This is a genomic window from Mesorhizobium sp. BH1-1-4 (assembly GCF_020165665.1).
In the GTDB taxonomy this organism is placed as follows: domain Bacteria; phylum Pseudomonadota; class Alphaproteobacteria; order Rhizobiales; family Rhizobiaceae; genus Mesorhizobium.
Genome location: NZ_JAIUIN010000007.1, coordinates 1 through 23,348 on the forward strand (window position 1 = coordinate 1; position 23,348 = coordinate 23,348).

Consider the following 23,348-nt stretch of genomic DNA (forward strand, 5'->3'; position numbering starts at 1 on the left):
ATTCTGCTCCGGTGCACCCGGCAGCAAGGTCGCGGCATGGATCCAATGGTCTGTTCCGCGTCGCTTCGCTCCTTGCTTCGCCCGTGGATGACGACGCGACGGATGTTTCTGCCAGTCATCAAGGGCCGCGGTCCGGCAACGCAAGCGCCAGAAATACCCTTGGCTTTCCGGCTTCCAGCCTCTATGTTGCGATCGCAAATCGCGCAATTGGTTCCTGAAATGCCTCCCGACATCCCGACTAATGATCTGAAAAAATGAAGGAAATTCTTCCGACTGATGTCGGATGCGCCTTCATGAACTGATCATCTGTCTTGTCGTGAAATAGGGTGGCCGCCTCGGGCGCGGCACCGCAGGGAACCAGAGGTAACGGAAATTGAGCGATGCAATTGCGGACGTCCTGAGCTGGCTCGAGAGCCGAAACGACATCCAGAGCCTGCGCGCCGCGGTATGCGATCTCAACGGCATCATGCGGGGAAAGCGCATCCCGGTCGAGCAGGCGCGCAAGGCGCTGGAGGGCAAGCTGCGCATGCCTTATTCGCTGATCGGGCTCGATGTCTGGGGCGAGGACATCGAAGGCAACAGCCTGGTCTTCTCGACCGGCGACGCCGATGGCCTTTGCCAATGGACGGGACGCGGCATTCTGCCGGTCGAATGGACGGCGCATCCGACGGCGCTCGTTCCGCTGTGGCTCGCCGACGAGAGCGGTGCACCCTATCTCGGTGATCCCCGGCGCGCACTGGCCCGCATCCTCGATCGCTACAAGGCGCTCGGTCTCACTCCGGTGGCTGCGACCGAACTCGAATTCTACCTGGTCGATCCGCAATCACAGCGGCCAGTCGGGCCGGTCTCGCCGGTGACCGGGCGGCGTCTCGATTCCGACGCGGCGCTGTCGATCGACGAGATCGACGATTTCGAAGCCTTCATCCACGACATCTACGAAGCCTGCCGCGCGCAAGGCATTCCCGTCGACACGGCGATCGCCGAGAACGGCGTCGGCCAGTTCGAGATCAACCTGAACCATGTCGCTGACGCCTTGCGGGCGGCCGACGACGCCGTCCTGTTCAAGCGCACGGTGAAGGGTATTGCCCGCAAGCACGGCTTTGCCGCCTGCTTCATGGCCAAGCCCTATGGCGACCGCGCCGGCAATGGTTTTCACGTCCATTTCAGCCTGGTCGACACCGATGGGCGCAACGTGTTCGACGACGCCACCGACCAGGGCTCCGACACCATGCGCCACGCGGTGGGCGGGCTGCTGGCGGCGATGGCCGAAAGCACGCTGGTGTTCGCGCCGCACTTCAATTCCTACCGCAGGCTGCGCCCGCGATCCTATGCGCCGACCGCGGTCGCCTGGGGCTATGAGAACCGCATGGTCGCGATCCGCATTCCCGGCGGCCCGACCGCCGCGCGCCGCATCGAACATCGTGTTTCGGGCGCCGACGCCAACCCCTATCTGGTGCTTGCCGCCATACTGGGCGCCGCCCTGATCGGCATCGAGAAGCAGATGTCGCCGGGCGATCCGGCCGGCAATGACGGGCAAGGCGCTGTCCCCGCCAAGCTGCCGCCGGACTGGGCGTCGGCGATCGCGGCCTTTGAAGGCGGGACGCATGTGGCGGAAATCTTCCCGGCAATCCTGCGCGATTCGTTCGTCGCCTGCAAACGCCAGGAACTGAACACGTTTGCCCTCAACGTCAGCGACTTCGAGATCGAGACCTATCTCGAAAGCGTCTGAGGCCTTTACGACGGCCGCTCGGCCTTCAGCACCGAGACAGCTGCCTCGCTGTTGTGGACATAGTCGTTGGCGTCCGGCTGCCGCTGCACCAAGAGGATGAACAACAGGTCGGTCAGCGTCAGCTGCGCGTCGCGCGCGGTGATGGATGAGGAGCGCGCACGCTCCTCGTCTGCGATGGTGTAGAGGCGGATGTCGGCGACCCGGCTCAGCGGATTGTCGTGCAGGCCGGTGACGGCTATCACCATCGTGCCGCGCTTGGCCGCAAGCTCGGCAATGCGCAAGGTTTCGATGCTGGCGCCGGAATAGGACAGCGCGAACAGCACGTCGTCGGGCCCGAGCGTCGAGGCATTGGCCATCTGGATGTGGCTGTCGCTGTCATGCAGCACGTTTCGGCCGAGCTTCATCAGCTTGTAGGAGAAATCGCGCGCCACCAGCGAGGAGGCGCCGACACCGACCAGATGGATGCGCCGCGCGCCATCGAGCAGTTCCAGGGTCCGCGTGAGGATGCGGTCGGTGTTGGCGGCGACGGTCTGCTGCATCGACAGAAGCTTGGAGCCGATCAGCTTCTTCAGGATGACGGGAAAGCCGTCGCCGACCTCGATCGAGCCATGAATGACGCCGGCCGGCATCTGCCAGTCCCGCGACCTCGCCTCACTGACGGCGAGCTTGAGCTCCTGGTAGCTGGCATAGCCGAGCTTCTGGCTGAACTTAACGACGCTCGACTGGCTGCGGCCGATCTCGGCGGCGAGTGCCGCCGTCGACAGACGCAGCATCTGGTCGGGATGATCGACGATATAGCGGCCGATCTCGCGGTCGCCGGCGGCCATGCCGTCTAGCTTCGCGGCGATCTTCTTCAGAACGGACATGGGTCCTCTCGAGCGTTCGGCATTCCACGACTGAGGAATAAAATATTCCAAATTTGATTGACAGCCAAGAACGCAGAATTAATTCTCGACCGTGAAGCCGGCCCCTGGGCGGGAGTCGGGACGGAGCCATATCATGGACAGATTGCGCATCGTCGGCGGACGCAGGCTGGAAGGCGCGGTGACAATCTCCGGCGCCAAGAATGCCGCCTTGCCGCAGATCGCCGCCGCGCTGCTCAGCCCCTACCCGCTCGAACTGACCAATTTGCCTGACGTGACCGACGTCGAGAACATGCTGGGCGTGGTGCGGCTGCACGGCGCCGAGGTGATGCGGTCGGCGCATGCCGCGACGATCGACACCAGCGCCGCCGTTTCGAAGGAGACGTCTTATGACACGGTGCGCAAGATGCGGGCGACGGTGCTGGTGCTGGCGCCACTGCTCGCCCGCTTCGGCCATGCCAGGGTTTCGCTGCCGGGCGGCTGCGCGATCGGCGCCCGGCCGGTCGACATGCATGTCGCCGCACTCGCCGCGCTCGGCGCCAGGATCGCCATCGAAAACGGCCTGATCGTCGCCTCGGCGCCGAACGGATTGACCGGTACCCGCATGGTGCTGCCCTCGCCCTCGGTCGGGGCGACGGAAACAGCCATGATGGCGGCGACCACGGCCAAGGGCGAAACCGAGATCCTCAACGCCGCGCGCGAACCGGAAGTGGCCGATCTCGCCGCTTGCCTCAATGCCATGGGCGCGCGCATCGAAGGCGCCGGCACGCACCGCATCCTGATCGCGGGCGACACCAGTTGGCGCGCCGCCAGGCACGACATCATCCCCGACCGGATCGAGGCCGGAACCTATGCCATCGCCGCCGCCGTCACCGGCGGCCAGCTCGAACTCACCCATGCCCGGCTCGAACACATGGCCTCGGTGGTGCAATTGCTGGAAGCGACGGGCGTGACCGTCTGGCCGGGCGATCGCGGGCTGATCGTGTCGCGCGACCGGCCACTCAAGGCCGCCGACCTGACGACCGAACCCTATCCCGGTTTTCCGACCGACCTGCAGGCGCAGTTCATGGCGCTGATGTGCTGTGCCGGGGGAGCCTCGCTGCTGCGCGAGACCATCTTCGAGAACCGCTTCATGCATGTGCCCGAACTGATGCGGCTCGGTGCCAACATCAAGCTGCAAGGCACGATGGCGCTGGTGCGCGGCGGCGAGAAACTACATGGCGCGCAGGTGATGGCCACAGACCTGCGCGCTTCGGTGTCGCTGGTGCTGGCGGCGCTGGTCAGCGAAGGCGAGACGACAATCAACCGGGTCTACCATCTCGACCGCGGCTATGAGCAACTGGACCGCAAGCTGCGCCTGTGCGGCGCCGACATCGAGCGGCTGAGCGCATGACAACCGAGGCGCATTATTTCCTCGGCGTCGATGGCGGCGGCACCGGCTGCCGCGCCCGCCTCGAGGACGCGCAAGGCATGGTGCTTGGACAGGGCCTGTCCGGCCCGGCGACGACGCGGCTCGGCATCGAGGCCGCCTGGGCCTCGATCGCGAAAGCGTTCGGCGCGGCGATCGATGAAGCAGGTTTCGCGCCGGCGGAGACCGCCCGGATCCATGCCGGCATCGGCCTTGCCGGTATCGGCCGCAAGGGCACACTGGAAGCGCTGCGGGCAATCGCGCATCCCTTTGCCGGCATCGATTTCGTCAGCGACGGCATCGGCGCCTGCCTTGGCGCGCATTCGGGTCGGGATGGCGCCATCGTTATTGCCGGGACAGGCTCGATCGGCCTTGGCTTCGTCCAGGGCCGCGACCTGCGCGCCGGCGGCTATGGATTTCCGATCTCCGACGAGGGCAGCGGTGCCGACCTCGGACTGAAAGCCGTACAGCTGGCGCTGCGCGCCCATGACGGCCGCCACGAACGGACCGCGTTGCTGGCGGAGGTCATGCAGCGCTTCGCCGGCGACCCGATGGAGGCCGTCGCCTGGATGGACCGCGCCAGCGCGACGGACTATGCCGCGCTTGCACCCATGGTGATGCGTCACGCCGACCAGGGCGACCCTGTCGGACGCCGCATCGTGCAAAGCGCCGCCGAACAGATCGACACGCTGGTGCGGGTGCTGTTCGAAAAAGGCGCGCCGCGCGTAACCTTGCTCGGCGGCCTCGCCAGCCCGCTCGAACCCTGGCTTTCGCCCGATGTGCGCCGCCGCCTGAAGCCCGCCGACGGCGACGCCGTGTCCGGCGCGATCATTCTTGCCAGGCGATCGTTCGCCCAGGACCAGGTTCGATAGGTGAGGAATATTTTATTCCAGTTTTCTGTTGACCGCTCGAATATCGAATTCTAAAAAGTTAACGAAGAGTGGCGGCAGGTTGAAAGCACCGGAATGACCGAACAAGGGTTGATGTCTGAGCTGGACCGGCTGGTTTCCGAGGGCCGGAACCCAAGCACCGTCGACATCGACCTGCTGCCGACCATCGACGTGCTGCGCAGGATCAATGACGAGGACAGGCTTGTCCCGGCGGCCGTCGAAAAGGTGCTGCCGGAAATCGCCGCCGCGGTCGACCGCATCGTGCTTGCCTTCCAGAAAGGTGCGCGCCTGATCTACATCGGCGCCGGCACCAGCGGCCGGCTTGGCGTGCTCGACGCCTCGGAATGCCCGCCGACCTTCGGCGTGCCCGACGGCATGGTCGTCGGCCTGATCGCCGGAGGATCCGACGCGCTGGTACGCTCGCTGGAAGGCGCCGAGGATGACCCGAAGATGGGCGCCAGGGCACTGCAGGAGATCGGGCTCACAGCTGATGACGTGGTGGTCGGCATCGCGGTCAGCGGACGCACGCCTTACGTCATCGGCGGCTTGAATTACGCAAAACAGGTCGGCGCCACAACGGTCGCCCTCTCCTGCAACCCGGCATCGACCATTGCCGGCATCGCCGACATCGCCATCTCGCCGGTCGTCGGCCCCGAAGTGCTTACCGGCTCGACCCGGCTGAAATCGGGAACCGCGCAGAAGCTGGTGCTCAATATGCTGACCACCGCCTCGATGATCCGCATCGGCAAGAGCTTTCAGAACCTGATGGTCGACCTCAACCCGTCGAACCGGAAGCTGGTCGCCCGGGCGATCAGGATCGTCATGCAGGCGACCGGCTGCACCGCGCCGCGGGCGCGACAGGCCCTCGACCGGACCGGCAATGACGTCAAGCTGGCCATCCTTGTGACCATCACCGGCCTCGACGTCGAAGCGGCGCGGGCCGCTCTGGCCAAAGCCGGAGGGTTCCTGCGAAAGGCGATAAGCGACGAAGCGGCCCGAGGCCGCACGGGACCAGACGGCTGAAAGCCGCTTTAGACATGACGGCAAGAAGCCGCATGGGACAAGACGGCGTCAAGCCGCTTAGACTGGGCCGATACTCCAAAGCATGTGTGCCTTGGAAGCAGCCCGCGAAAACTGCAAGGCATCGAGTTCAATAATGGGAGACGAGAATGGTTCATCTTACAAGAAGGCTGCTTTCGGGCATTGCCCTTGCCGCGATGCTCGGCATCGCAACGGTTTCTGCGCAGGCGGCGACGCTGCACATGGCCTGGTCGCAGGACGCCACCGGGCTTGATCCGCACAAACAGACGGCGTTCTCGTCGCTGCGGCTTCTGGAGCTGATCTACGAGCCGCTGGTGCGGGTCGATGCCAGCCTGCGGATCATCCCCGCCATCGCCACCTCCTGGGAGTTCTCAAAGGAGGGCAAGGAGCTGACCTTCAAGCTCGATCCCAAGGCGAAATTCCAGGACGGGACGGCCGTAACCTCCGCCGACGTCAAGGCGTCGTTCGAGCGCATCCTCGACGAGAAGACGGGAGCAGCGGCCCGCGCCAATTTCCTGTCCATCGCGAGCATCGACACGCCTGATGCAGCGACCGTCGTGTTCCACCTCTCGCAGCCCGACGCGCCGATCCTGACGGCGATGAGCGACGTCAACGCGGCCATCGTTCCGGCGGCCGAGATCAAGGCCGGATCGATCGGCACCAAGGCGGTCGGTTCCGGTCCGTTCAAGCTCGACAAATGGGACCCCAACGCCAAGGAAGTCCTGAGCGCCAACAAGGACTGGGCCGGCGGTGCCACCGGCGTCGACGGCATCGAGATCAGCGTGCTGCCGGACGAGGCGGCGATCCTGGCCGCCATGCGTACCAAGCAGATCGATTTCGCCCTGCTCAACGACCCGCTCGTCGCCACGCTGGTGCCGAAGGAAGCCAGCCTGCAGCTCAACCGCGTGCCGGTGCTGGCTTATCACGTGCTGCAGCTCAATCCGTCGCGCAAGCCGATGACTGAGCTCAAGGTGCGCCAGGCGATCTCCTGCGCCATCGACCGGCAGGAGGTGCTGGACACCGCTTCGCTCGGCGAAGGCAAGGTCACCGGACCGCTGACCATCCCGGCGCTGGCGACCGATCCTACCCAGTTGTTCTGCTACAAGCGCGATGTCGAGAAGGCCAAGAAGCTGATGGCCGAGGCCGGTTTTGCGGACGGCTTCTCGGCGACCGTGATCGGCGCCACTGGCGAGCCGCCGACGGCGGCGGCGGAAGCCCAGGTCATCCAATCGCAGCTCGCCGAGATCGGCGTCAAGCTCGACATCAAGATGATGGAGCTCAACGTCTATGTCGATGCCTGGCTGAAGGGCGATTTCGACATGGCGATCGCGCTCAATGGTGGCCGTGCCGACCCTTACACCATGTACAACCGTTACTGGACCAAGGCAGGCAATCTGCAGAAGGTGGCGAACTACATCGACGATACGCTCGACAGCCAGATGCAGCAGGGCCGCGCCGAGACCGATCCGGAAAAGCGCAAGGCGATCTTCGCCGCGTTCGAGAAGCACCTCGCCGAGGTCTCGCCCTGGATCTGGCTCTACACCTCCTACAGCTATACGGCGCAGCAGAAGAACATCGCCGGCTTCGTGCCGACGCCGACCGGCACGCTGTTCAGCCTGAGCAAGGTGACCATCCAGTAGTGGCGGCTTCGGCAACGGGACGAGAGGTCTTCCTGGCGTGAACTATCTCCTGCGGCGGCTGGCGACGTTTCCTCTCGTCCTGCTTGGCGTGTCCATCCTGGTCTTCGTGGCGATCCGGATGGTGCCTGGCGATTCGATCACGGCGATGCTGGGCACCGAGGCCGGCCTGCTGACGCCGGCACAGAGGGATGCGCTCGCCGCCTATTTCGGCATCGACCAGCCCTGGTTCGTCCAGTACTGGCGCTGGATCGGCGGTATTCTGCACGGTAATTTCGGCATTTCCGTCACCTATGGCAGGCCGGTCCTCGACGTCATCCTCGAGCGCTTCCCGCTGACGCTGGAGCTGGCTCTGCTGTCGATGATCATCGCGCTCGCCGTCGGCATGCCGGCGGGCATCCATGCGGCCACCCACAATGAGAAGCCGTCGGATCTCGTTGTGCGCATCGCCGCCATGATCGGCCAGTCGACGCCGAGCTTCGTGCTTGGGCTGCTGATCATCTACACGCTGTCGGCCGGCTTCGGCGTGCTGCCGGCGATGGGCGAATTCGCGCCGCTCTGGCAGGATCCCTTGCGCAATCTCAGCCAGCTGATCCTGCCCGCCATCACGCTCGGCTTCGCCTTCGCCGCCTCCGTCACCCGCATAGCGCGCTCGGCGATGCTCGACGTGTTGAGCGACGACTATGTGCGCACGGCCCGCAGCAAGGGCGCCTCGGCGCGCAGCGTCGTCTGGCGGCATGCGCTTCCCAATGCGCTGATCCCGGTGGTGACGCTGAGCGGAATAGAATTCGGCTATCTCCTGGGCGGCGCCGTCATCGTCGAACAGATCTATGCCCTGCCCGGCCTCGGACGGATGGTGCTCGACGCCATCCTGCAACGCGACTACGCGCTGGTGCAGGGAAGCGTGCTGTTCATCGCCTTCAACTTCATGATCGTCAATCTCCTGGTCGACCTCGCCTATGTCGCGCTCGACCCGCGCATCCGGCTGGGGGAACAGTGATGCGCATCCTGCGCGCCATCTTCGGGCATGGCAGCGGCCGCATCGGCGGCGTCATCGTGTTCGTCTATCTGCTGCTCGCCCTCCTCGGCCTGCTCGGCCTGACGCCGCACAATCCGATCACGCAGTACCGCATCGACCGGCTGCATGCGCCGGGCGCCGCCTACTGGATGGGCACCGATTTGTTCGGCCGCGATGTGGCCAGCCGGCTGATGGCGGGCATCGGCCAGTCCTTTACCGTCGCCTTCTTCTCGGTGGCCTTCGCCGCCCTTGCCGGCACGGTTCTGGGGCTTGCCGCCGCATGGCTCGGGCGCCGCTGGGACGGCGTGGTGATGCGGATCATGGATGTGCTGCTGGCTTTTCCGGCGATCCTCCTGGCGCTGCTCATCGTCACGGTCGCCGGACCCGGCACATGGACCAGCGTGGTGGCCATCGGCATCGTCTACACGCCGATCTTCACGCGGGTGGTGCGCGGTCCTGCCTTGTCGCTCAAGGCGCGCGAATTCGTCGATGCCGCGCGCACCTTCGGCAGCAGTTCGAGCTATATCGTCACGCGCCATCTGCTGCTCAACCTTGTGGCGCCGCTGACGGTGCAGGTGACGCTGGCGCTGGCCTGGGCGCTGCTGACCGAAGCCGGCTTGAGTTTTCTCGGGCTGGGCACGCAGCCGCCCGCCGCCTCGCTCGGCCTGATGCTGAGCGACAGCCGCAATCTGATGGAAACCGCTCCCTGGCTGATGATCTTCCCGGGCCTGGCGATCATGATCAGCATTCTGGGCTTCAACCTTCTGGGCGACGCCTTGCGCGACATTCTCGACCCAAGGATGCGGAGGACATTCGCATGACCACGCTCCTGTCGGTCTTGGACCTGCGCGTCGGCTTCGGCCGCGATCCCCGCGCCAACGAAGTGGTGCGCGGCGTCGGTTTCGATGTCGCCGACGGCGAGACGCTGGCCATTGTCGGCGAGAGCGGCTCGGGCAAATCCGTCACCGCGCTGTCGATCAACCGGCTCGTCGATTTCGGCGGCGGCCGCATCACGGGTGGCTCGATGAAGCTCAAGCGGGCCGACGGGACCGTATTCGAGTTGGCAACCGCCACGGAGCCACAACTGACCGGCATTCGCGGTGCCGAAATCGGCATGATCTTCCAGGAACCGATGACATCGCTCAACCCGGTGCTGACCATTGGCACGCAGATCGAGGAATCGTTCCGGCTGCATCGCGGGCTGACCGGCCGGCAGGCGACAGTGGCAGCCAGGGAAGCGCTCGACCGCGTGCGCATTCCCGATGCCGCGCGACGGCTGAAATACACGCCCAACCAGCTGTCCGGCGGCATGCTGCAGCGGGTGATGATCGCCATTGCGCTCGCCTGCAATCCGCGCCTGCTGATCGCCGACGAGCCGACGACGGCGCTCGACGTCACCGTGCAGGCGCAGATCATGGCGCTGCTGGCCGAGCTGAAGCGCGAAAGCGGCATGTCGATGATCTTCATCACCCACGATATCGGCCTGGTCGCCGGAATCGCCGACAAGGTGATGGTGATGCAGAACGGGCAGGCCGTGGAACAGGGCGAACTGAACCAGATTCTCGACAGCCCCCAGCATCCCTACACGCAGCATCTTCTGCGGGACGTGCCGCATTTCGCCGGCGGCGGCGCGGCACGCGCGGACGGACAGCGCGACAAGGCCGCGAACACGCAACCGGCCTTGAAGGTCGAAGGCCTGGTGGTGCGGTTTCCCCTCAAGAGCAGTTTCTTCAGCCGTGCAACGGGGGCAGTGCATGCCGTCGATGAAATCGACTTCGACCTGATGCAGGGCGAGACGCTGGCCATCGTCGGTGAAAGCGGCTCGGGCAAATCCACCACCGCCAAGGCGGTGCTGGGGCTGGTACGGTCGACGCGCGGCAGCTTCTCCGTCGCCAGCCGAATGGCGTCGGCGGAGCGCGGCGCCAAGCCCGTGCAGATGGTGTTCCAGAACCCCTACGCGTCGCTCAATCCGAGGCTCAGCATCGAGAGCGTCCTGGCCGAACCGGTGATCGCCACCGGTGGGCGGGTGGATGCCCAAATACGGGCCAGGATGGCGAGCCTGCTCGAACGCGTCGGCCTGCCCAGGAACAGCCTGGAGCGCTACCCGCACGAATTCTCCGGCGGCCAGCGGCAAAGGCTGTGCATTGCGCGTGCGCTGATGCTCAACCCGTCCGTCGTGGTTCTCGATGAAGCGGTCTCGGCGCTCGATGTCTCGGTGCAGGCCAAGGTGCTGGATCTGCTGGTCGACCTGCAGCGTGAATTTGGGCTGGCTTACCTGTTCATCTCGCACGACATGGCGGTGGTCGAACGGATCGCGCACCGCATCGCGGTCATCTATGCCGGCCAGATCGTCGAGATCGGCGACGCGCAATCCGTGCTGTCGAAGCCGAGGCATTCCTATACCAGGAAACTCATTGCCGCCGTTCCGGCCATCGACCGGCGGCACGAGCATTTCGAGATCGACACGCGCCAGGTGCCTTCGCTGGTCAGGCCGCAGGGATTTGAGCCGGCGCCGGCGAAATGGGAGCAGTTTGGCGGGGACCATATGGCGAGGGTGGAGGCGTGATGGCCCTGGGACGTGCAAGGTCGGCGGGACAGCGCCCCCCTCTGCCCTGCCGGGCATCTCCCCCTCTAGGGGGGAGATTGGCAGTTCGTGCGCGGTGCCAGCCTTCAGACGTTCGAGATTGGCGAAGGCCGATGCAACATCCAATCTCCCCCCTAGAGGGGGAGATGTCCGGCAGGACAGAGGGGGGCGCCGTAGGGCGCTACCTCTCCGAAGGAGGCCGGCATTGACCGACCTCGCCAAGATTTTCGATCGCGCGTTCCAGCCCCTCGCAACCGCAGTGGCGGCCAAGCGTATTCCCGGCGGCGTGCTCGGCATCGTCGACAGGAATGGCCACCGCATCGTCCGCGCAATCGGCTCGGCACAGCTCGTGCCCAAGGTCAGGCCGATGCGGGAAAACACCTGGTTCGACCTGGCGTCGCTGACCAAGGTGATCTTCACCACGCCGCGCATCCTGGCACTGGCGCAAGCCGGCACCATCGATCTCGACGCGCCGCTGATCTCCCTGCTTCCCGACCTTCGCCAGTATGACGCGAACGCCTGGGAGCGGAAGGTGACCTTCCGCCAGTGCCTCGGCCACCAGACGCCCTTCCCGGCGGTCGAGCCGATCTACACCTATGGACGCGACCCCCAACTGCTGCGCGCCTTCATCCTGCAGCGCGAATGGCGGGCGCGCGGTCCCGTCTATTCCGACATCAACTTCATCCTGCTCGGCTTCGCGCTGGAGCGGCTGTCGGGCAAGAGCATCCGCGACCTGGAACCCGGCCCGGGCTTTGCCTGGGCGACCGAACCGGATGCCGCCGCAGCGACCGAGGACTGCACCTGGCGCCATCGCGTGCTGTCGGGCGAGGTGCATGACGACAATTGCTCGGCGCTGCAAGGCGCCGGCCATGCCGGCCTGTTCGGCACGGCCGCTTCGGTGCTCGATTTCGCGCAAGGGCTGCTGGATGGCACAGGCGCGTCCGAGCAGTCGATCGCGCTGATGCGCACGCCCTTGTCGGCCACCCGCAGCCATGGCTGGGAACGCCCCTACGAAGGCTGGTCGGGCGGGTCCTTGTGCAGCGCGGGAACCATCGGCCATACCGGCTTTACCGGCACCGGGCTGTGGATCGACTTCGACAGGGACAAGGCCTGGACCTTGCTCACCAACCGCATTCATCCGACACGTCATTTCGACAGCGGAATCGTTTCGCTGCGGCAGACGGTCGGCGACATCGTGAATGGAGCTCAATAATGGAACCAATCTGGGCCGTCGGCCTGATGACGGGCACAGTGCTCGACGGCAACATCGATGTCGCCCTGATCAAGACCGACGGCGAGCGGATCGAGGATTTCGGCACCTACCGGCTGATGCCTTATCCCCCGTCGATCCGCGCCCTGCTGGAAGAGACGCTGACGGCCGCGCGGGCCTGGAATTTTGTCGGCCCTGAACCGGCGAACTTCCGCACCGCCGAGGAAGCGCTGACGCGTGCGCAGTCGGCGGCGGTCAAGGAATTGGTCGAAGGCCACGGCATGACCATGGCCGATATCGGTGTGGTCGGCTTTCACGGCCAGACCGTGCTGCACCGCGCGCCCCAGGTCGGGCGGCTCGGCCAGACCCGGCAACTCGGCGACGGTGAATTGATGCATGAAATCCTCGGTACCAAGGTCGCCTATGATTTCCGCTCGGTCGACATGCGCGCCGGCGGACAGGGCGCGCCCTTGGCCGCGGCCTATCACACCGCGTTGATGCGCAGCGCCGGCGCCAGTGGCGAGGTGGCCGTGCTCAATCTCGGCGGCGTCGCCAACATCACCTGGTGGGACGGTGCCGACAATGTCATCGCCTTCGACACCGGCCCCGCCAACGCGCCGCTCAATGATTTCATCAAGTCCAAGGGGCTCGGCGAAATGGACCGCGACGGCGCGCTTGGCCGTGCGGGAATAGTCGACGAGGCGCGGCTCGCCAAACTGTTGCAGCATCCTTATCTGAGCAAGCCCTATCCGAAATCGCTGGATCGTTTCGATTTCGGCGCCGCCATGGCCGATGGCCTCGGTGCCGAGGATGGCGCGGCCCTGCTCACCGCCTTCACAGCCGGCGCCGTTGGCAAGGCGCTCGACCTCCTGCCAAGCCGGCCGAAAAAGCTGGTGGTCAGCGGCGGCGGCCGCCACAATCCGACGATGATGGCCATGCTCGCCAGCCGCGCCGGCGTCGAGGTGGTGCTGGCCGAAAGCCTCGGCTGGAGTGGCGACGCGGTGGAGGCGGAGTGTTTTGCTTTTCTCGCGGTCCGCGTCCTGCGCGGTCTGCCGATCAGTTTTCCAAGCACCACCGGCGCGCCGCAGCCCATGGGCGGCGGAAGGCTCGCCGGTTAGGCGGGCGAAAGCTTCTTCCGCAGGAAGACGCGGCTGCGACCGACGGGGAAATCGGCCAAGGCACCAAAAGGCTGATAGCCCTGCCGCTGATAGACCTTGGCGGCAAGCGGACTGAAGGTGTCGATCCAGGCATTGCCGCAGCCGCGCGCGATTGCTTCCTGTTCGGCGGCGTCGAGCATGCGGCCTGCCATATGCTGGCCGCGCAGCCTTTCATCGACCCACAGCCATTGCACGTAGAGCCAGCCCCAGGCGGTGTAGCCCGAGACGCCGGCGACCACCGCGCCGGCCTCGTCGCGCACGAACACCGCCAGCGCCTTTCTTTCGGATACGCCGACATCGCTGTCGTTGAACGCGGTCAGCCGCTCTCCGAGAAAGGCGAGGTCTTCCGGCAGGGGATTGGCGGTCGTATCGAGCGTGGTGTTCATGGTTTCTCCGGATTGCGCGGTTGCAAGCGTCAGGAGGGGCGAAAGTCGGATGCGGCAATGCCGTAGCGCTTGAGCTTGTCGTAGAACGTCTTGCGTGGCACGCCGAGTGCTTCGATGGCGCCGCGCACATCGCCGCCGTGATCGCGCAGTGCGTCGCGGATAAGCCGCGCCTCATACTGCCCTACCCTTTCGGGCAGCGCGACATCAGGCTCCGGCCGCGCGCCGGCCTCGTCATCGGGCCCGAGGCCGAGTGCGACGCGATCGGCGAAATGCGCGAGTTCGCGCACATTCCCCGGCCAGTCATGCGACTGGAGATAATCGCTGACAGCGGCATTCGCCCTGGCGACAGGCCGGCCGAAGCGTTCCGCCGCCTTGCCGAGGAAATGGCCGAACAGCATCGGGATATCGCCGCGCCGCTCGCGCAATGGCGGAATGCGCAGCGTCACCACGTTGAGGCGGAAATAGAGATCCTCGCGGAAATTGCCGCGCTGGTCGGGCCGGCCGAGATCGATCTTGGTTGCCGCGACGACCCTGAGGTCGAGCCGCCTCGTCTCGTTCGAGCCCAGCGGCGTGAGGCTGCGTGTTTCCAGCACCCGCAAGAGCTTGACCTGCAGGGCCGGGGGCATGGATTCGATCTCGTCGAGGAAGAGTGTGCCGCCACTGGAATGCTCGACGCTGCCGATACGCCGCCGCTGCGCGCCGGTGAAGGCGCCCGCCTCATGGCCGAACAACTCGCTCTCGATCACGGTTTCCGGCAGGGCGCCGCAATTCAGCGCCACGAAAGGCTTTGCACGGCGCCGGCCCCATCTGTGCAGGAGGTCGGCCACCACTTCCTTGCCGGTTCCGGTCTCGCCTTCGACCAGCACGTCGACATCCATGTCGGCGATCTGGCGCAAGGTCTCGCGCAGGCGGCGGATGGAGGGCGCCTCGCCGATCAGCGGCATGCTGTCGGCGGCAAGTGCCGCGGCTTCGCGCAGCCGCCGGTTTTCCATCACCAGCCGCCGCTTCTCCGACGCCCGTTTCAGCGCCTCGACCAGGCGCTCCCCCGCATAGGGTTTGGGGATGAAATCGTAGACGCCATCCTTGAGCGCAGCGACCGCAAGATCGACATCGCCATGCCCGGTAACCAGGATCACCGGCAAGTCGGGATCAACAGCCTTGACCCGGTCGAACAGCTGCAGCCCGTTCATGCCGGGCATTCTGATGTCGCTGACCACCACGCCCTCGAAACTCTCGTCGACAACGCCCAGCGCCGCTTCGGCGGCCTTCAGCGCAATCACCGTGAAGCCGGCAAGTTCGAGCAGTTGCGTCGTGGCATGCAGCAGGTCGACATCGTCATCGACGAGCACCACCAGCCCTGTAGCTTCCGTCATTCGATCCGCCGCAAGTCGATGGTGAAGGATGCGCCGCCGGTATATCCGGGGTCGAGCCGCAGCGTGCCGCCCAACTCCTGGGCGATCTCCTGCGAGATCACGAGGCCGAGGCCAAGCCCCTTCTCCTTGGTGGTCTGGAACGGCATGAACAGATTGCCGGCTGCTTCCGGCCCAAGGCCGGGACCATTGTCGCGCACCGAGATCAGAACGCGGTCGCCGCGTTCGGCGAGGTCGATCTCGATGCGGGGATCGGACCGGTCCTTCATGGCGTCCAGCGCGTTCTGCATAAGATTGACCAGGATCTGCTCCAGCCGGATGCGACTTGCCATCACCAGCGGCGACGCGGTGTCGCGCGGCTTGACGATGGTGACGCCGGAATCGCGGATGCGCCCGGACAGGAGCGACAGCGCGCCCTCGATCGCCTCGCGCACCGGCAAGGGCGACGCGGCGGTGCCCGGCCGGCGGGCAAAGGTGCGCAGCGTGCCGGTAATGGCGCCGATGCGTTCGGTCATCGACACGATCGAGGTCAAATTGCCGCTCGCCGGTTCGGTCTTGCCGGCGTCGAGAAAACGGCCGGCATTCTCTGCATAGGTGCGGATGGCGGCGACCGGCTGGTTGATCTCATGCGCCACGCCGGCGGCGATCTGGCCGAGGATCGAAAGCCGGTTGGCCTGGGCGAGATCGTCGCGCAGCCGGCGGACCTTGGCCTCGGCGTTTTCGCGCTCGGCGATCTCGCCGGCGAGCGCGCTGTTGGAACGGGTCAGTTCGGCGGTCCTTGTGCTGACCCGGCTCTCGAGCTCGGTGTTCATGCGCGCCAGCGCCTCCTGCCGCATCCGGCGCGCGCGGCGGCGCCGGGTGAGCACATAAGCGAGCAGGCCCATCAACAGCAGTCCGAGCAGCGTGGTCAGGCGCGCCGTGTTGGCGGCGGCGGCCAAGGCGGCATCGGCGGGCGTCAGCAGCCACAAGCGCCAGCCGGGGACGGCACCAGGCAAGTCCTGCACGACCTCGACGAAGCGGCGCGCTTTTCCGGCCTCCTCGATTGTCGCAAGGCCGTCACCGGCGCCACGCCGTATCGGCAGCGGTTCGAAGGCGGCGTCGTCCAGTTGAAGCTGGGCATGCGCGGCGGCGGCGTCCGCGGCGGAGAGCGGCGCCAGCGCATGGAACCGCCAATCGGGCTGGCTGGTGGCCAGGACGACGCCGCGCTCGTCGGTGACGAAAACGCGAAAACCGCTTGCGAGCCAATTGGCTTCGACGCCGCCGAGTTCGACCTTCAGCACCGCGACGCCAAGCGGTTCGCCACCGTCGTCGACGCGGCTGGCAAGATAGAGTCCCGGCTTGCCGCTGATCGTGCCGAGGCCGTACTGGCTGGCGGCGCCCTTCGCCATCGCACCGGTGAAATAGTGGCGAAAATTATAGTCGATGCCGACAAAACTGTCTGGCTGTCCGGCATTGCTGGCCGATATCGCGATGCCAGCCGTATCGATGACATAGATGGCGGAGGCCGACGCATCGCTGGCTATGGCCTTGAGCTTGGCATCGAGAGCTGTTTCCTGGACCTTTCCGGCGCGGCGCAGCGCATCGCGCACCGCATCGTCGCGCGCCAGCACCAGTGGGACTAGGCGCTGCTTGTCGATCTCGCCGGTCAAGGTTCCCGCCGCCAGCGGCAAGGCGGCCAAGGCCCCATCGCGCAGGTCGCCCGCTGCCTGTCCCTCGGCGATGCGCCCGGCGACGGCAACCGCGCCGGCCAGCAGCGCCAGCGCGATCGCCGCAAGCAGCCAACGGCCGTCGCGCAGGCGCGTTGCCGTTTCGCGCAGCAGGTCGCGGCCGGCGAAGCCCGAAGCTTCGCTATCGATGCGCTGTCGGGGCGTCGGCCTCTCCCTTCCCTGCACGGCTTTGGTCCCCAATCTAATGCGAAATTCCGCCAAGGCAAACAAGGCCTGTGCGGAAATCCGCACAGATCCCCGTCGAAAACAGGGCAGGAACGGCTGAACCCCGGGAATCCGCCCTTCGCGCCATCTGGCATAACGCTTGCAACCGTATTTGCAGCGGCGGGCAACCGGAGCGCCGCGATGGGAGAAGTCACGCAGAACGGCCATGTCCGTTCCATCCGGCCAGGGAGAGTTCGATGCATATCGCAGACCAATCCGCCGCGCCCGCCGCGCAGCGCAAGCCCCTCTATGCCCAGCTCTACGTGCAGGTGCTGGTGGCGATCACCGTCGGCATCCTGCTCGGCCACTATTATCCGTCTATCGGCGAGAGCATGAAGCCGCTCGGCGACGCCTTCATCAAGCTGGTCAAGATGATCATCGCTCCGGTCATCTTCCTGACCGTCGCAACCGGCATCGCCGGCATGAGCGACCTGCAGAAGGTCGGCCGCGTCGCCGGCAAGGCGATGCTCTATTTCCTCACCTTCTCGACGCTGGCTCTTATCATCGGCCTGATCGTGGCCAATGTCGTGCAGCCGGGCGCCGGCTTCAACATCGACCCGGCGACGCTCGATGCCTCGACCGTCAACAGCTATGCCGCCAAGGCGCATGACCAGTCGGTCACCGGCTTCCTGATGAACATAATCCCCGGCACCATCGTCGGCGCCTTCGCCGATGGCGACATTCTGCAGGTGCTGTTCTTCTCGGTGCTGTTCGGCATCGCGCTGGCGCTGGTCGGCGACAAGGGCGCGCCGGTGCTCAATTTCCTGCAGGCGCTGATGGCGCCGATGTTCAAGCTGGTCAGCGTGCTGATGAAGGCAGCTCCGATCGGCGCGTTCGGCGCCATGGCCTTCACCATCGGCAAATACGGCATCGGCTCGGTCATCAATCTCGCCATGCTGGTCGGCACTTTCTACGCGACATCGCTGCTGTTCGTGTTCGTCGTGCTGGGTGCGGTCTGCCGCTACAACGGCTTCTCGATCCTGTCGCTGCTGCGCTACATCAAGGAAGAGCTGCTGCTGGTGCTGGGCACCTCGTCGTCGGAAGCAGCCCTGCCCTCGCTGATGGAGAAGATGGAAAAGGCCGGCGCCAAGCGCTCGGTGGTCGGGCTGGTCATCCCGACCGGCTATTCCTTCAACCTCGACGGCACCAACATCTACATGACGCTGGCCGCGCTGTTCATCGCCCAGGCGACGAACATCCACCTCTCCTTCGGCGACCAGATCCTGCTGCTGCTGGTCGCGATGCTGTCCTCGAAGGGTGCCGCCGGCATCACCGGGGCAGGCTTCATAACGCTCGCCGCCACGCTTTCGGTGGTTCCCTCGGTGCCCGTCGCCGGCATGGCACTGATCCTCGGCGTCGACCGCTTCATGTCGGAATGCCGGGCGCTGACCAACTTCGTCGGCAATGCGGTGGCCACGCTGGTGGTGGCGCGTTGGGAAGGCGAACTCGACGAGGCAAAGCTCGCCAGGGCCCTGGCTGGTACGACCGACGACAGCCTGCCGGCGGACATCGTTCCGGCCGAGTGATCCGCGCAACCGCACGAGAACAGGAAAATGGCCGGGGACATTGCTGTCTCCGGCCATTTTTCATGCGCTGACGATGTCAGGTGGCGCGCGATGGCGGCGGAACGGATCGGCCTGCATCGCTGTGCGGTTTGAGCTCAGCCATTGAAGTCCCTCCTCGTGTCGGGAAATGTGCTGGGGCCGACAGGCATGCGAGCCGCCAGGCTGCCATCGTCGAACAGGACGAGGCTTGCGGCGCCGACAAGGCCGGCATGGCGGCCGAGCTGCGCCTGGACGACCGGGACGTCGCGATAGGCACGCATGGCGCGCAGGCGGATGGTCGCCTCGATGACGGGCGCCATCAGGTCGAGGCCATTGGCGATGCCGCCGCCGACGACCAGAACGTCGGGCGAATAGAGATGCAGGAGGTTGGTGAAGCCGACACCCAGCCAGCGGGCCTCCTCTTCGAGTAGGGCGACGGCGAGATCGTCCTGCAGCCGTGCCGCCTCGACGACGTGGCGTCCGGTCACCTCGCCATTGGCCGAGAGGCGGCGCAACGTCGAACCGTCCAGGGGCGATGTCGCGGCATTGGCACGGCGGCCAAGCGCGGTTCCCGAGGCGATGGCCTCGAAGCAACCGACGACGCCGCACACGCAGCGCTCGCCCTCGTTGGTGATGGTCATATGGCCGATCTCGGCGGCAAGGCCACGGCGGCCGTGCAGGATGCGCCCGTCGGCGACGACACCGCCGCCAATGCCGGTCGAGACCGTGACGAAGACCAGCGAGCGCGCGCCGTGACCGGCACCGAAGCGCCATTCGCCGAGCGCTGCCGCATTGGCGTCGTTCTCCAGCCGTACCGGCAGGCCAAGCCGCCGCTCGAGTATGTCGGCCAGCGGCACGTCCTGCCAGCCGGCCAGCGTCGGCGGTCCGACGGCGATACCGGCCAGCGGATCGAGCGGACCCGGCGCGCCGACGCCGACGCCGACGATGGCGAGGCCCGGTGCCTCGGCATGCACGGTCGCCGCGAGTGCGGCGATCTGATCGACGATTGCATCGGGTCCGGCCTGCGCCTGTGTCGGCACCGCCGCGAAGGCCAGGATCTTGCCGTCACGGTCGACCAGGGCGGCACGAAGCTCGGTGCCGCCAAGATCGATCGCGAGGGCGGCTTCGATTCTCATGCCGCGACCTTCAAACCATGCAGCCAGGCGATGCGTCCGGCGAGATCCTTGTCGCCAAAAGCGAGCGAACCGAGCACCACCGTCTCGGCTCCGGCGGCGCGCAGCAGCGGCACGGTTTCGTGGCGGATGCCGCCATCGGCGGCGAGCACCACAGCCGCCTCGCGGCCGGCCTTTCGCAGGATGGCGCGGGCCTCGCCCAGCCTGTCGCAGGCTTTTCCGGACAGACCCTGGCCCTTAACGCCAATCGCGGTGCCCAGAAGCGTGACGAAGGCGACTTCGGAGACGAAAGGCGCCACCGTTTCGACCGGCGTCTCCAGCCTCAGCACGACGCCGGCTTCGGCGCCGAGTTCACGTGCCAGCCGCACGGCGCGCAGGCCCGCCTCGCCATTCTCGGCATGGACGCTGATCATGTCGGCGCCGGCCTCGATGAACTGGCGCGTCTGTTCCTCGACGATTGAACCGTCGACCATCAGATGGACATGGATCGGGCTGGCCGTCAGCTTGGCAATGCGGGCGACGAGATCGGGGAAGAACAAAAGAGATGGCGCGAAATGGCCGTCCGCGACATCGATATGATGCAGATCGACATAGGATTCGATGCGCTGCAAATCGCTCTCGAAATTGGCGAGATTGGCCGACCACGATGAGAATTCGGCGATCAGACGATCGCGCGGCAATGCGGCGATGGCGGCCGGGCCTGACAAAGTTTTCGAGATCATGGCTGGTCCTGGTTGTTGAAATTTCTATCGAGGAAGCCGCCGATGGCGGCGCGGATTTCGGCGAAGTGGCTGTTCTTGTCGGTGGCCTTCGGCGTCACCTCCACGAACGCCGCGCCCGGGATGGCCTCAGCCAATTCGCGGGCCGTCGCCAGGGGATGAACGAGATCGATGCCGCTGCCAATGATGAGCGTGGGGATTGCGAGGCCGGCGGCCTCGGCCCGTGTCACGCCAGGCCCGTCATTGGCGATCGCTTGCATCACCTCGGCAAAGACATCAGCGTTTTCGCGCGCGAGGAAGCCGAGCAGGGAGGCGAGATTGTCCGGTGCTTCGCGGCCGAAGCGGGTTGCCGTCGCGGAGGACGTGAAGGCCGCGCGCGCTTCGTCCAGCGGCAGCCGGCTGATGAGTTCCCCCACCTCGACGTAAGGCTGCATATTCTGGGGGGCCGCCTCGAAGGTCCAAGCCGGGCGCACCAGCACAAGACCGGTGACGCGATCCGGATAGCGGGCCGCCAGGTGCAACGCAATGGCGGCGCCCATCGAGATACCGCCGGCGACGAAGCGCTCCATTCCGGCTGCATCGGCGGCGGCCAGCACGTCGTCGGCGAACATCGCGATCGAGAACGGACGGCCGCTACCGGTGCCGGACCCGCCCTGCGCGCGGCATTCTACGGTCAGCCGGCGGCGCGACGGACTGTCGGGAAAGTTCAGCGCCACCTGGGCGGCATCGCCGCCGAGCCCATGCTGGAAAACGACGGGAAGCCTGCCCTGCCCGGTGTCGAAGACACGAAGCGCTGCATCGTCGCGAAGCATGGTGGTCGGCGCGGCGCCCATCAGACGAGCCCGCGCAGAAAAGTGGCGACGGCGGGTGCTTCGTCGGCGGACAACCCATGCGTGACGAGCGCGCCGACGAAACCCGTCCGCTTCAGCCGCGCGACGAAATCCGGGAAGTCGACGACGCCTTGCCCTGATGTGGCAAAGCGGCCGTCGGCAAAGCGGTCCTTGGCATGCGCCATGGCGATGTGGCCGGCGGCCTCTTCGATCGCGGCGGCGACCATGGCGCGCGCCTCGTCCGGCGTCGCCTGTTCGAACAGGTTCGCCGGATCGAGCACGATCTTCAGGTGCCTCGAACCCATGTCGGCGATCAGGCGGATGGCATCGCCAGCCGAGGTGACGATGTTGGCCTGCTCGGGCTCGATGCCGAGATCTACGCCGGCATTCTCGGCCAGCGCCAGCGCCTTCGCCATCTCGGCGGCCATGTCGGACCAGGCGGCCGGTGTGGCGTTGTCAGGATGATAGGCCCACTGGTCGGCGGCATTGCGCGAACCGGTGCAGAGCGTCACCAAGGGAATGTCCAGGGTAGCCGCCGTCTCGATGACGATGGCGAGACGGCGGAGGCCGTCGTCGCGCATGGACTTGTCGGGATGCGCCATGTTGTAGGTGCCCGATAGCGCGGCGAGCGAAACGCCCGACGATCGCGTGGCCGTCCCGATCGCGGCGACGGCATCCGCCGGCACGGCATCCGGCATGGAGGGCAGGCCGGCGCAGGCGAGATTGAACTGTGTCGTCTCATATCCGGCCTGCTTCACGGCAGCCAACACGACGGCCGGATCGGTGCCCGAAAAAGTCTTGGCGAAAATGCCGAGGCGCATCAGACCGCACCCGAAACCGAGGCGAGTTCGACCCGCTCGCCGGTCTCGACGGAACGCGCAATCGCCACCATGGCGCGGATCGAGGCGATGCCGTCCTCGACATTGGCGCCGCGCATCGGCGCGCCGGTGAGCACGGTGTCGGCAAGGCCCTCGAGCTGGCGGCGGAAGAAATGACCGTCGGCGCCGAGCGGCTTTCGCGAGGTCGCGTCCTTCTCATGGAAGATGTCGACCTCGCTCGACCGGAAGTACCAGGGGTTGAAGGTCTTGGCGATGACCGAACCGTTCTCGCCGTAGAGCTGAAAACCCTCGTGCCAGTCCATGCGCACGGCGACGGTCAGGTCGAGATGGCCAAGCGCGCCGCTGGCGAATTCGGTCTCCACGAACCAGCAATAGGCGCCGAAGCGCTCGTTGAGGCGCGCGCGGACAGCAAGGATTTCCCCGCACAGAAAACGCGCCGTGTCGACCAGATGCGAGCCGTGCGCCAGCATGAAATATTGCCTGAGATCGGCCTTGGGGTTGCCGCCCGGCTTCCTCGCCAGCTTGCTGGTGACGGGCAGCGGCTGCACGGCGTCGGTGTTGGTGTAGCGGTGGGTGGAATCGCAATACCAGGCCTTCAGTGCCAGCACCTCGCCCATCTCGTCGCGGACGAAGTCGCGCGCCGCTTCCAGCGCCGGATCGAAGCGCTTCATGTGCCCGACCTGCAGCACCTTGCCGGAGCGCCTGACCGCTGCCGCCAGCGCTTCGCCTTCCTCGATCGAGGTGCCGATCGGCTTTTCGCAGAGAACATGCTTGCCGGCATCGAGCGCCTTGATCGACATCGGCACGTGGTAGGCATCCGAGGTGGCGACGATCACCGCTTCCAGCTCCGGATCGGCGAGCATGGCGTCATAGTCGGCATACATCTTCCGTGGTTCGTAGGTGGCGCCCATGCGCGCGAGCAGGTCGGGGGCCGCGTCGCAGATGGCGTAGAGGTCGGCATTGCCGGCCTTGACGCAGGATTCCAGATGCGCGAACTGCGCGATCGGGCCGCAGCCGAGCACGCCGACCCTGAGCCGTCTGTCCTGTTTCCTGATCATC

At 66.0% G+C, this 23,348-nt stretch carries 21 protein-coding genes; 12 read left to right on the forward strand and 9 right to left on the reverse strand.

Translation table 11 applies throughout. The features are described 5' to 3' along the window. The coding region (locus LB569_RS14470; RefSeq protein WP_224692906.1) for a hypothetical protein at window positions 1-258 on the forward strand (258 nt) is incomplete at its 5' end. Between the two features lie 115 nt (window positions 259-373). Next, entirely contained in the window at window positions 374-1,729 is a 1,356-nt protein-coding gene (locus tag LB569_RS14475; RefSeq protein ID WP_224692907.1) for a glutamine synthetase family protein, read from the forward strand. 5 nt (window positions 1,730-1,734) lie between these two features. Here the strand turns inward: LB569_RS14475 and LB569_RS14480 are convergent, their stop codons facing one another. Then, complete coding sequence (locus tag LB569_RS14480; protein WP_140705540.1) at window positions 1,735-2,595, reverse strand: MurR/RpiR family transcriptional regulator; 861 nt, start codon at window positions 2,593-2,595, stop codon at window positions 1,735-1,737. A gap of 133 nt (window positions 2,596-2,728) precedes the next feature. Between LB569_RS14480 and murA the strand changes: the two genes are divergently transcribed. The 9 genes from murA to LB569_RS14525 all read left to right on the forward strand — a co-directional run bounded on the left by murA (window position 2,729) and on the right by LB569_RS14525 (window position 13,498). Next, entirely contained in the window at window positions 2,729-3,985 is a 1,257-nt protein-coding gene (gene murA, locus LB569_RS14485; protein WP_224692908.1) for a UDP-N-acetylglucosamine 1-carboxyvinyltransferase, read from the forward strand. Beyond that, the gene (locus tag LB569_RS14490; RefSeq protein ID WP_224692909.1) at window positions 3,982-4,872 is read left to right on the forward strand and encodes an N-acetylglucosamine kinase; all 891 of its coding nucleotides are present in this window, start codon (window positions 3,982-3,984) and stop codon (window positions 4,870-4,872) included. The genes murA and LB569_RS14490 overlap by 4 nt, the downstream gene beginning before the upstream one ends. Window positions 4,873-4,965: 93 nt before the next feature. After that, complete coding sequence (gene murQ / locus LB569_RS14495) at window positions 4,966-5,913, forward strand: N-acetylmuramic acid 6-phosphate etherase (protein ID WP_224692910.1); 948 nt, start codon at window positions 4,966-4,968, stop codon at window positions 5,911-5,913. Window positions 5,914-6,059: 146 nt separating this feature from the next. Beyond that, complete coding sequence (locus tag LB569_RS14500) at window positions 6,060-7,571, forward strand: ABC transporter substrate-binding protein (RefSeq protein WP_224692911.1); 1,512 nt, start codon at window positions 6,060-6,062, stop codon at window positions 7,569-7,571. Window positions 7,572-7,608: 37 nt separating this feature from the next. Continuing rightward, window positions 7,609-8,568, forward strand: coding sequence for an ABC transporter permease (locus LB569_RS14505; RefSeq protein WP_224692912.1), 960 nt, complete (start codon window positions 7,609-7,611; stop codon window positions 8,566-8,568). Next, a complete protein-coding gene (locus tag LB569_RS14510) occupies window positions 8,568-9,407 on the forward strand; it encodes an ABC transporter permease (RefSeq protein ID WP_224692913.1) in 840 nt (279 codons plus the stop codon). The genes LB569_RS14505 and LB569_RS14510 overlap by 1 nt, the downstream gene beginning before the upstream one ends. Beyond that, a complete protein-coding gene (locus LB569_RS14515) occupies window positions 9,404-11,152 on the forward strand; it encodes an ABC transporter ATP-binding protein (protein WP_224692914.1) in 1,749 nt (582 codons plus the stop codon). Before LB569_RS14510 ends, LB569_RS14515 begins: the two co-directional genes overlap by 4 nt. Before the next feature lie 223 nt (window positions 11,153-11,375). Continuing rightward, window positions 11,376-12,383, forward strand: a complete 1,008-nt coding sequence (locus tag LB569_RS14520) for a serine hydrolase domain-containing protein (RefSeq protein WP_224692915.1) — start codon at window positions 11,376-11,378, stop codon at window positions 12,381-12,383. Continuing rightward, entirely contained in the window at window positions 12,383-13,498 is a 1,116-nt protein-coding gene (locus LB569_RS14525) for an anhydro-N-acetylmuramic acid kinase (RefSeq protein WP_224692916.1), read from the forward strand. Before LB569_RS14520 ends, LB569_RS14525 begins: the two co-directional genes overlap by 1 nt. On the opposite strand, the gene LB569_RS14530 is transcribed toward LB569_RS14525, so the two are convergent. Genes LB569_RS14530 through LB569_RS14540 form a run of 3 tightly spaced genes read right to left on the reverse strand, consistent with a single transcriptional unit; the run spans window position 13,495 to window position 17,113 of the window. Then, on the reverse strand, window positions 13,495-13,923 hold the full coding sequence (locus LB569_RS14530; RefSeq protein ID WP_224692917.1) for a GNAT family N-acetyltransferase: 429 nt from the start codon (window positions 13,921-13,923) through the stop codon (window positions 13,495-13,497). The genes LB569_RS14525 and LB569_RS14530 overlap by 4 nt on opposite strands. A 29-nt stretch (window positions 13,924-13,952) precedes the next feature. Then, window positions 13,953-15,296: a sigma-54-dependent transcriptional regulator gene (locus LB569_RS14535; protein ID WP_224692918.1), complete on the reverse strand. Its 1,344-nt coding sequence runs from the start codon at window positions 15,294-15,296 to the stop codon at window positions 13,953-13,955. Then, on the reverse strand, window positions 15,293-17,113 hold the full coding sequence (locus LB569_RS14540; protein ID WP_263494630.1) for an ATP-binding protein: 1,821 nt from the start codon (window positions 17,111-17,113) through the stop codon (window positions 15,293-15,295). The genes LB569_RS14535 and LB569_RS14540 overlap by 4 nt, the downstream gene beginning before the upstream one ends. A 308-nt stretch (window positions 17,114-17,421) precedes the next feature. On the opposite strand from LB569_RS14540, the gene LB569_RS14545 reads away from it, so the two are divergent. Then, window positions 17,422-18,750 carry a dicarboxylate/amino acid:cation symporter gene (locus LB569_RS14545; RefSeq protein ID WP_224692919.1) on the forward strand — a complete coding sequence of 443 codons (1,329 nt, stop codon included), beginning with the start codon at window positions 17,422-17,424 and terminating at the stop codon, window positions 18,748-18,750. A 134-nt stretch (window positions 18,751-18,884) separates the two neighbouring features. On the opposite strand, the gene LB569_RS14550 is transcribed toward LB569_RS14545, so the two are convergent. The 5 genes from LB569_RS14550 to LB569_RS14570 are packed head-to-tail and all read right to left on the reverse strand — an operon-like array spanning window position 18,885 to window position 23,347. Then, complete coding sequence (locus tag LB569_RS14550) at window positions 18,885-19,904, reverse strand: ROK family protein (protein WP_224692920.1); 1,020 nt, start codon at window positions 19,902-19,904, stop codon at window positions 18,885-18,887. Continuing rightward, window positions 19,901-20,623, reverse strand: coding sequence for a ribulose-phosphate 3-epimerase (locus LB569_RS14555; protein ID WP_224692921.1), 723 nt, complete (start codon window positions 20,621-20,623; stop codon window positions 19,901-19,903). Before LB569_RS14555 ends, LB569_RS14550 begins: the two co-directional genes overlap by 4 nt. Then, a complete protein-coding gene (locus LB569_RS14560) occupies window positions 20,620-21,453 on the reverse strand; it encodes an alpha/beta fold hydrolase (protein ID WP_224692922.1) in 834 nt (277 codons plus the stop codon). The genes LB569_RS14555 and LB569_RS14560 overlap by 4 nt, the downstream gene beginning before the upstream one ends. Beyond that, window positions 21,453-22,271 (reverse strand): sugar phosphate isomerase/epimerase family protein, encoded by an 819-nt coding sequence (locus tag LB569_RS14565; protein WP_224692923.1) that lies wholly within the window; start codon window positions 22,269-22,271, stop codon window positions 21,453-21,455. Before LB569_RS14565 ends, LB569_RS14560 begins: the two co-directional genes overlap by 1 nt. Next, window positions 22,271-23,347, reverse strand: coding sequence for a Gfo/Idh/MocA family protein (locus LB569_RS14570; protein ID WP_224692924.1), 1,077 nt, complete (start codon window positions 23,345-23,347; stop codon window positions 22,271-22,273). The genes LB569_RS14565 and LB569_RS14570 overlap by 1 nt, the downstream gene beginning before the upstream one ends. Between the last annotated feature and the right edge of the window lies 1 nt (window position 23,348).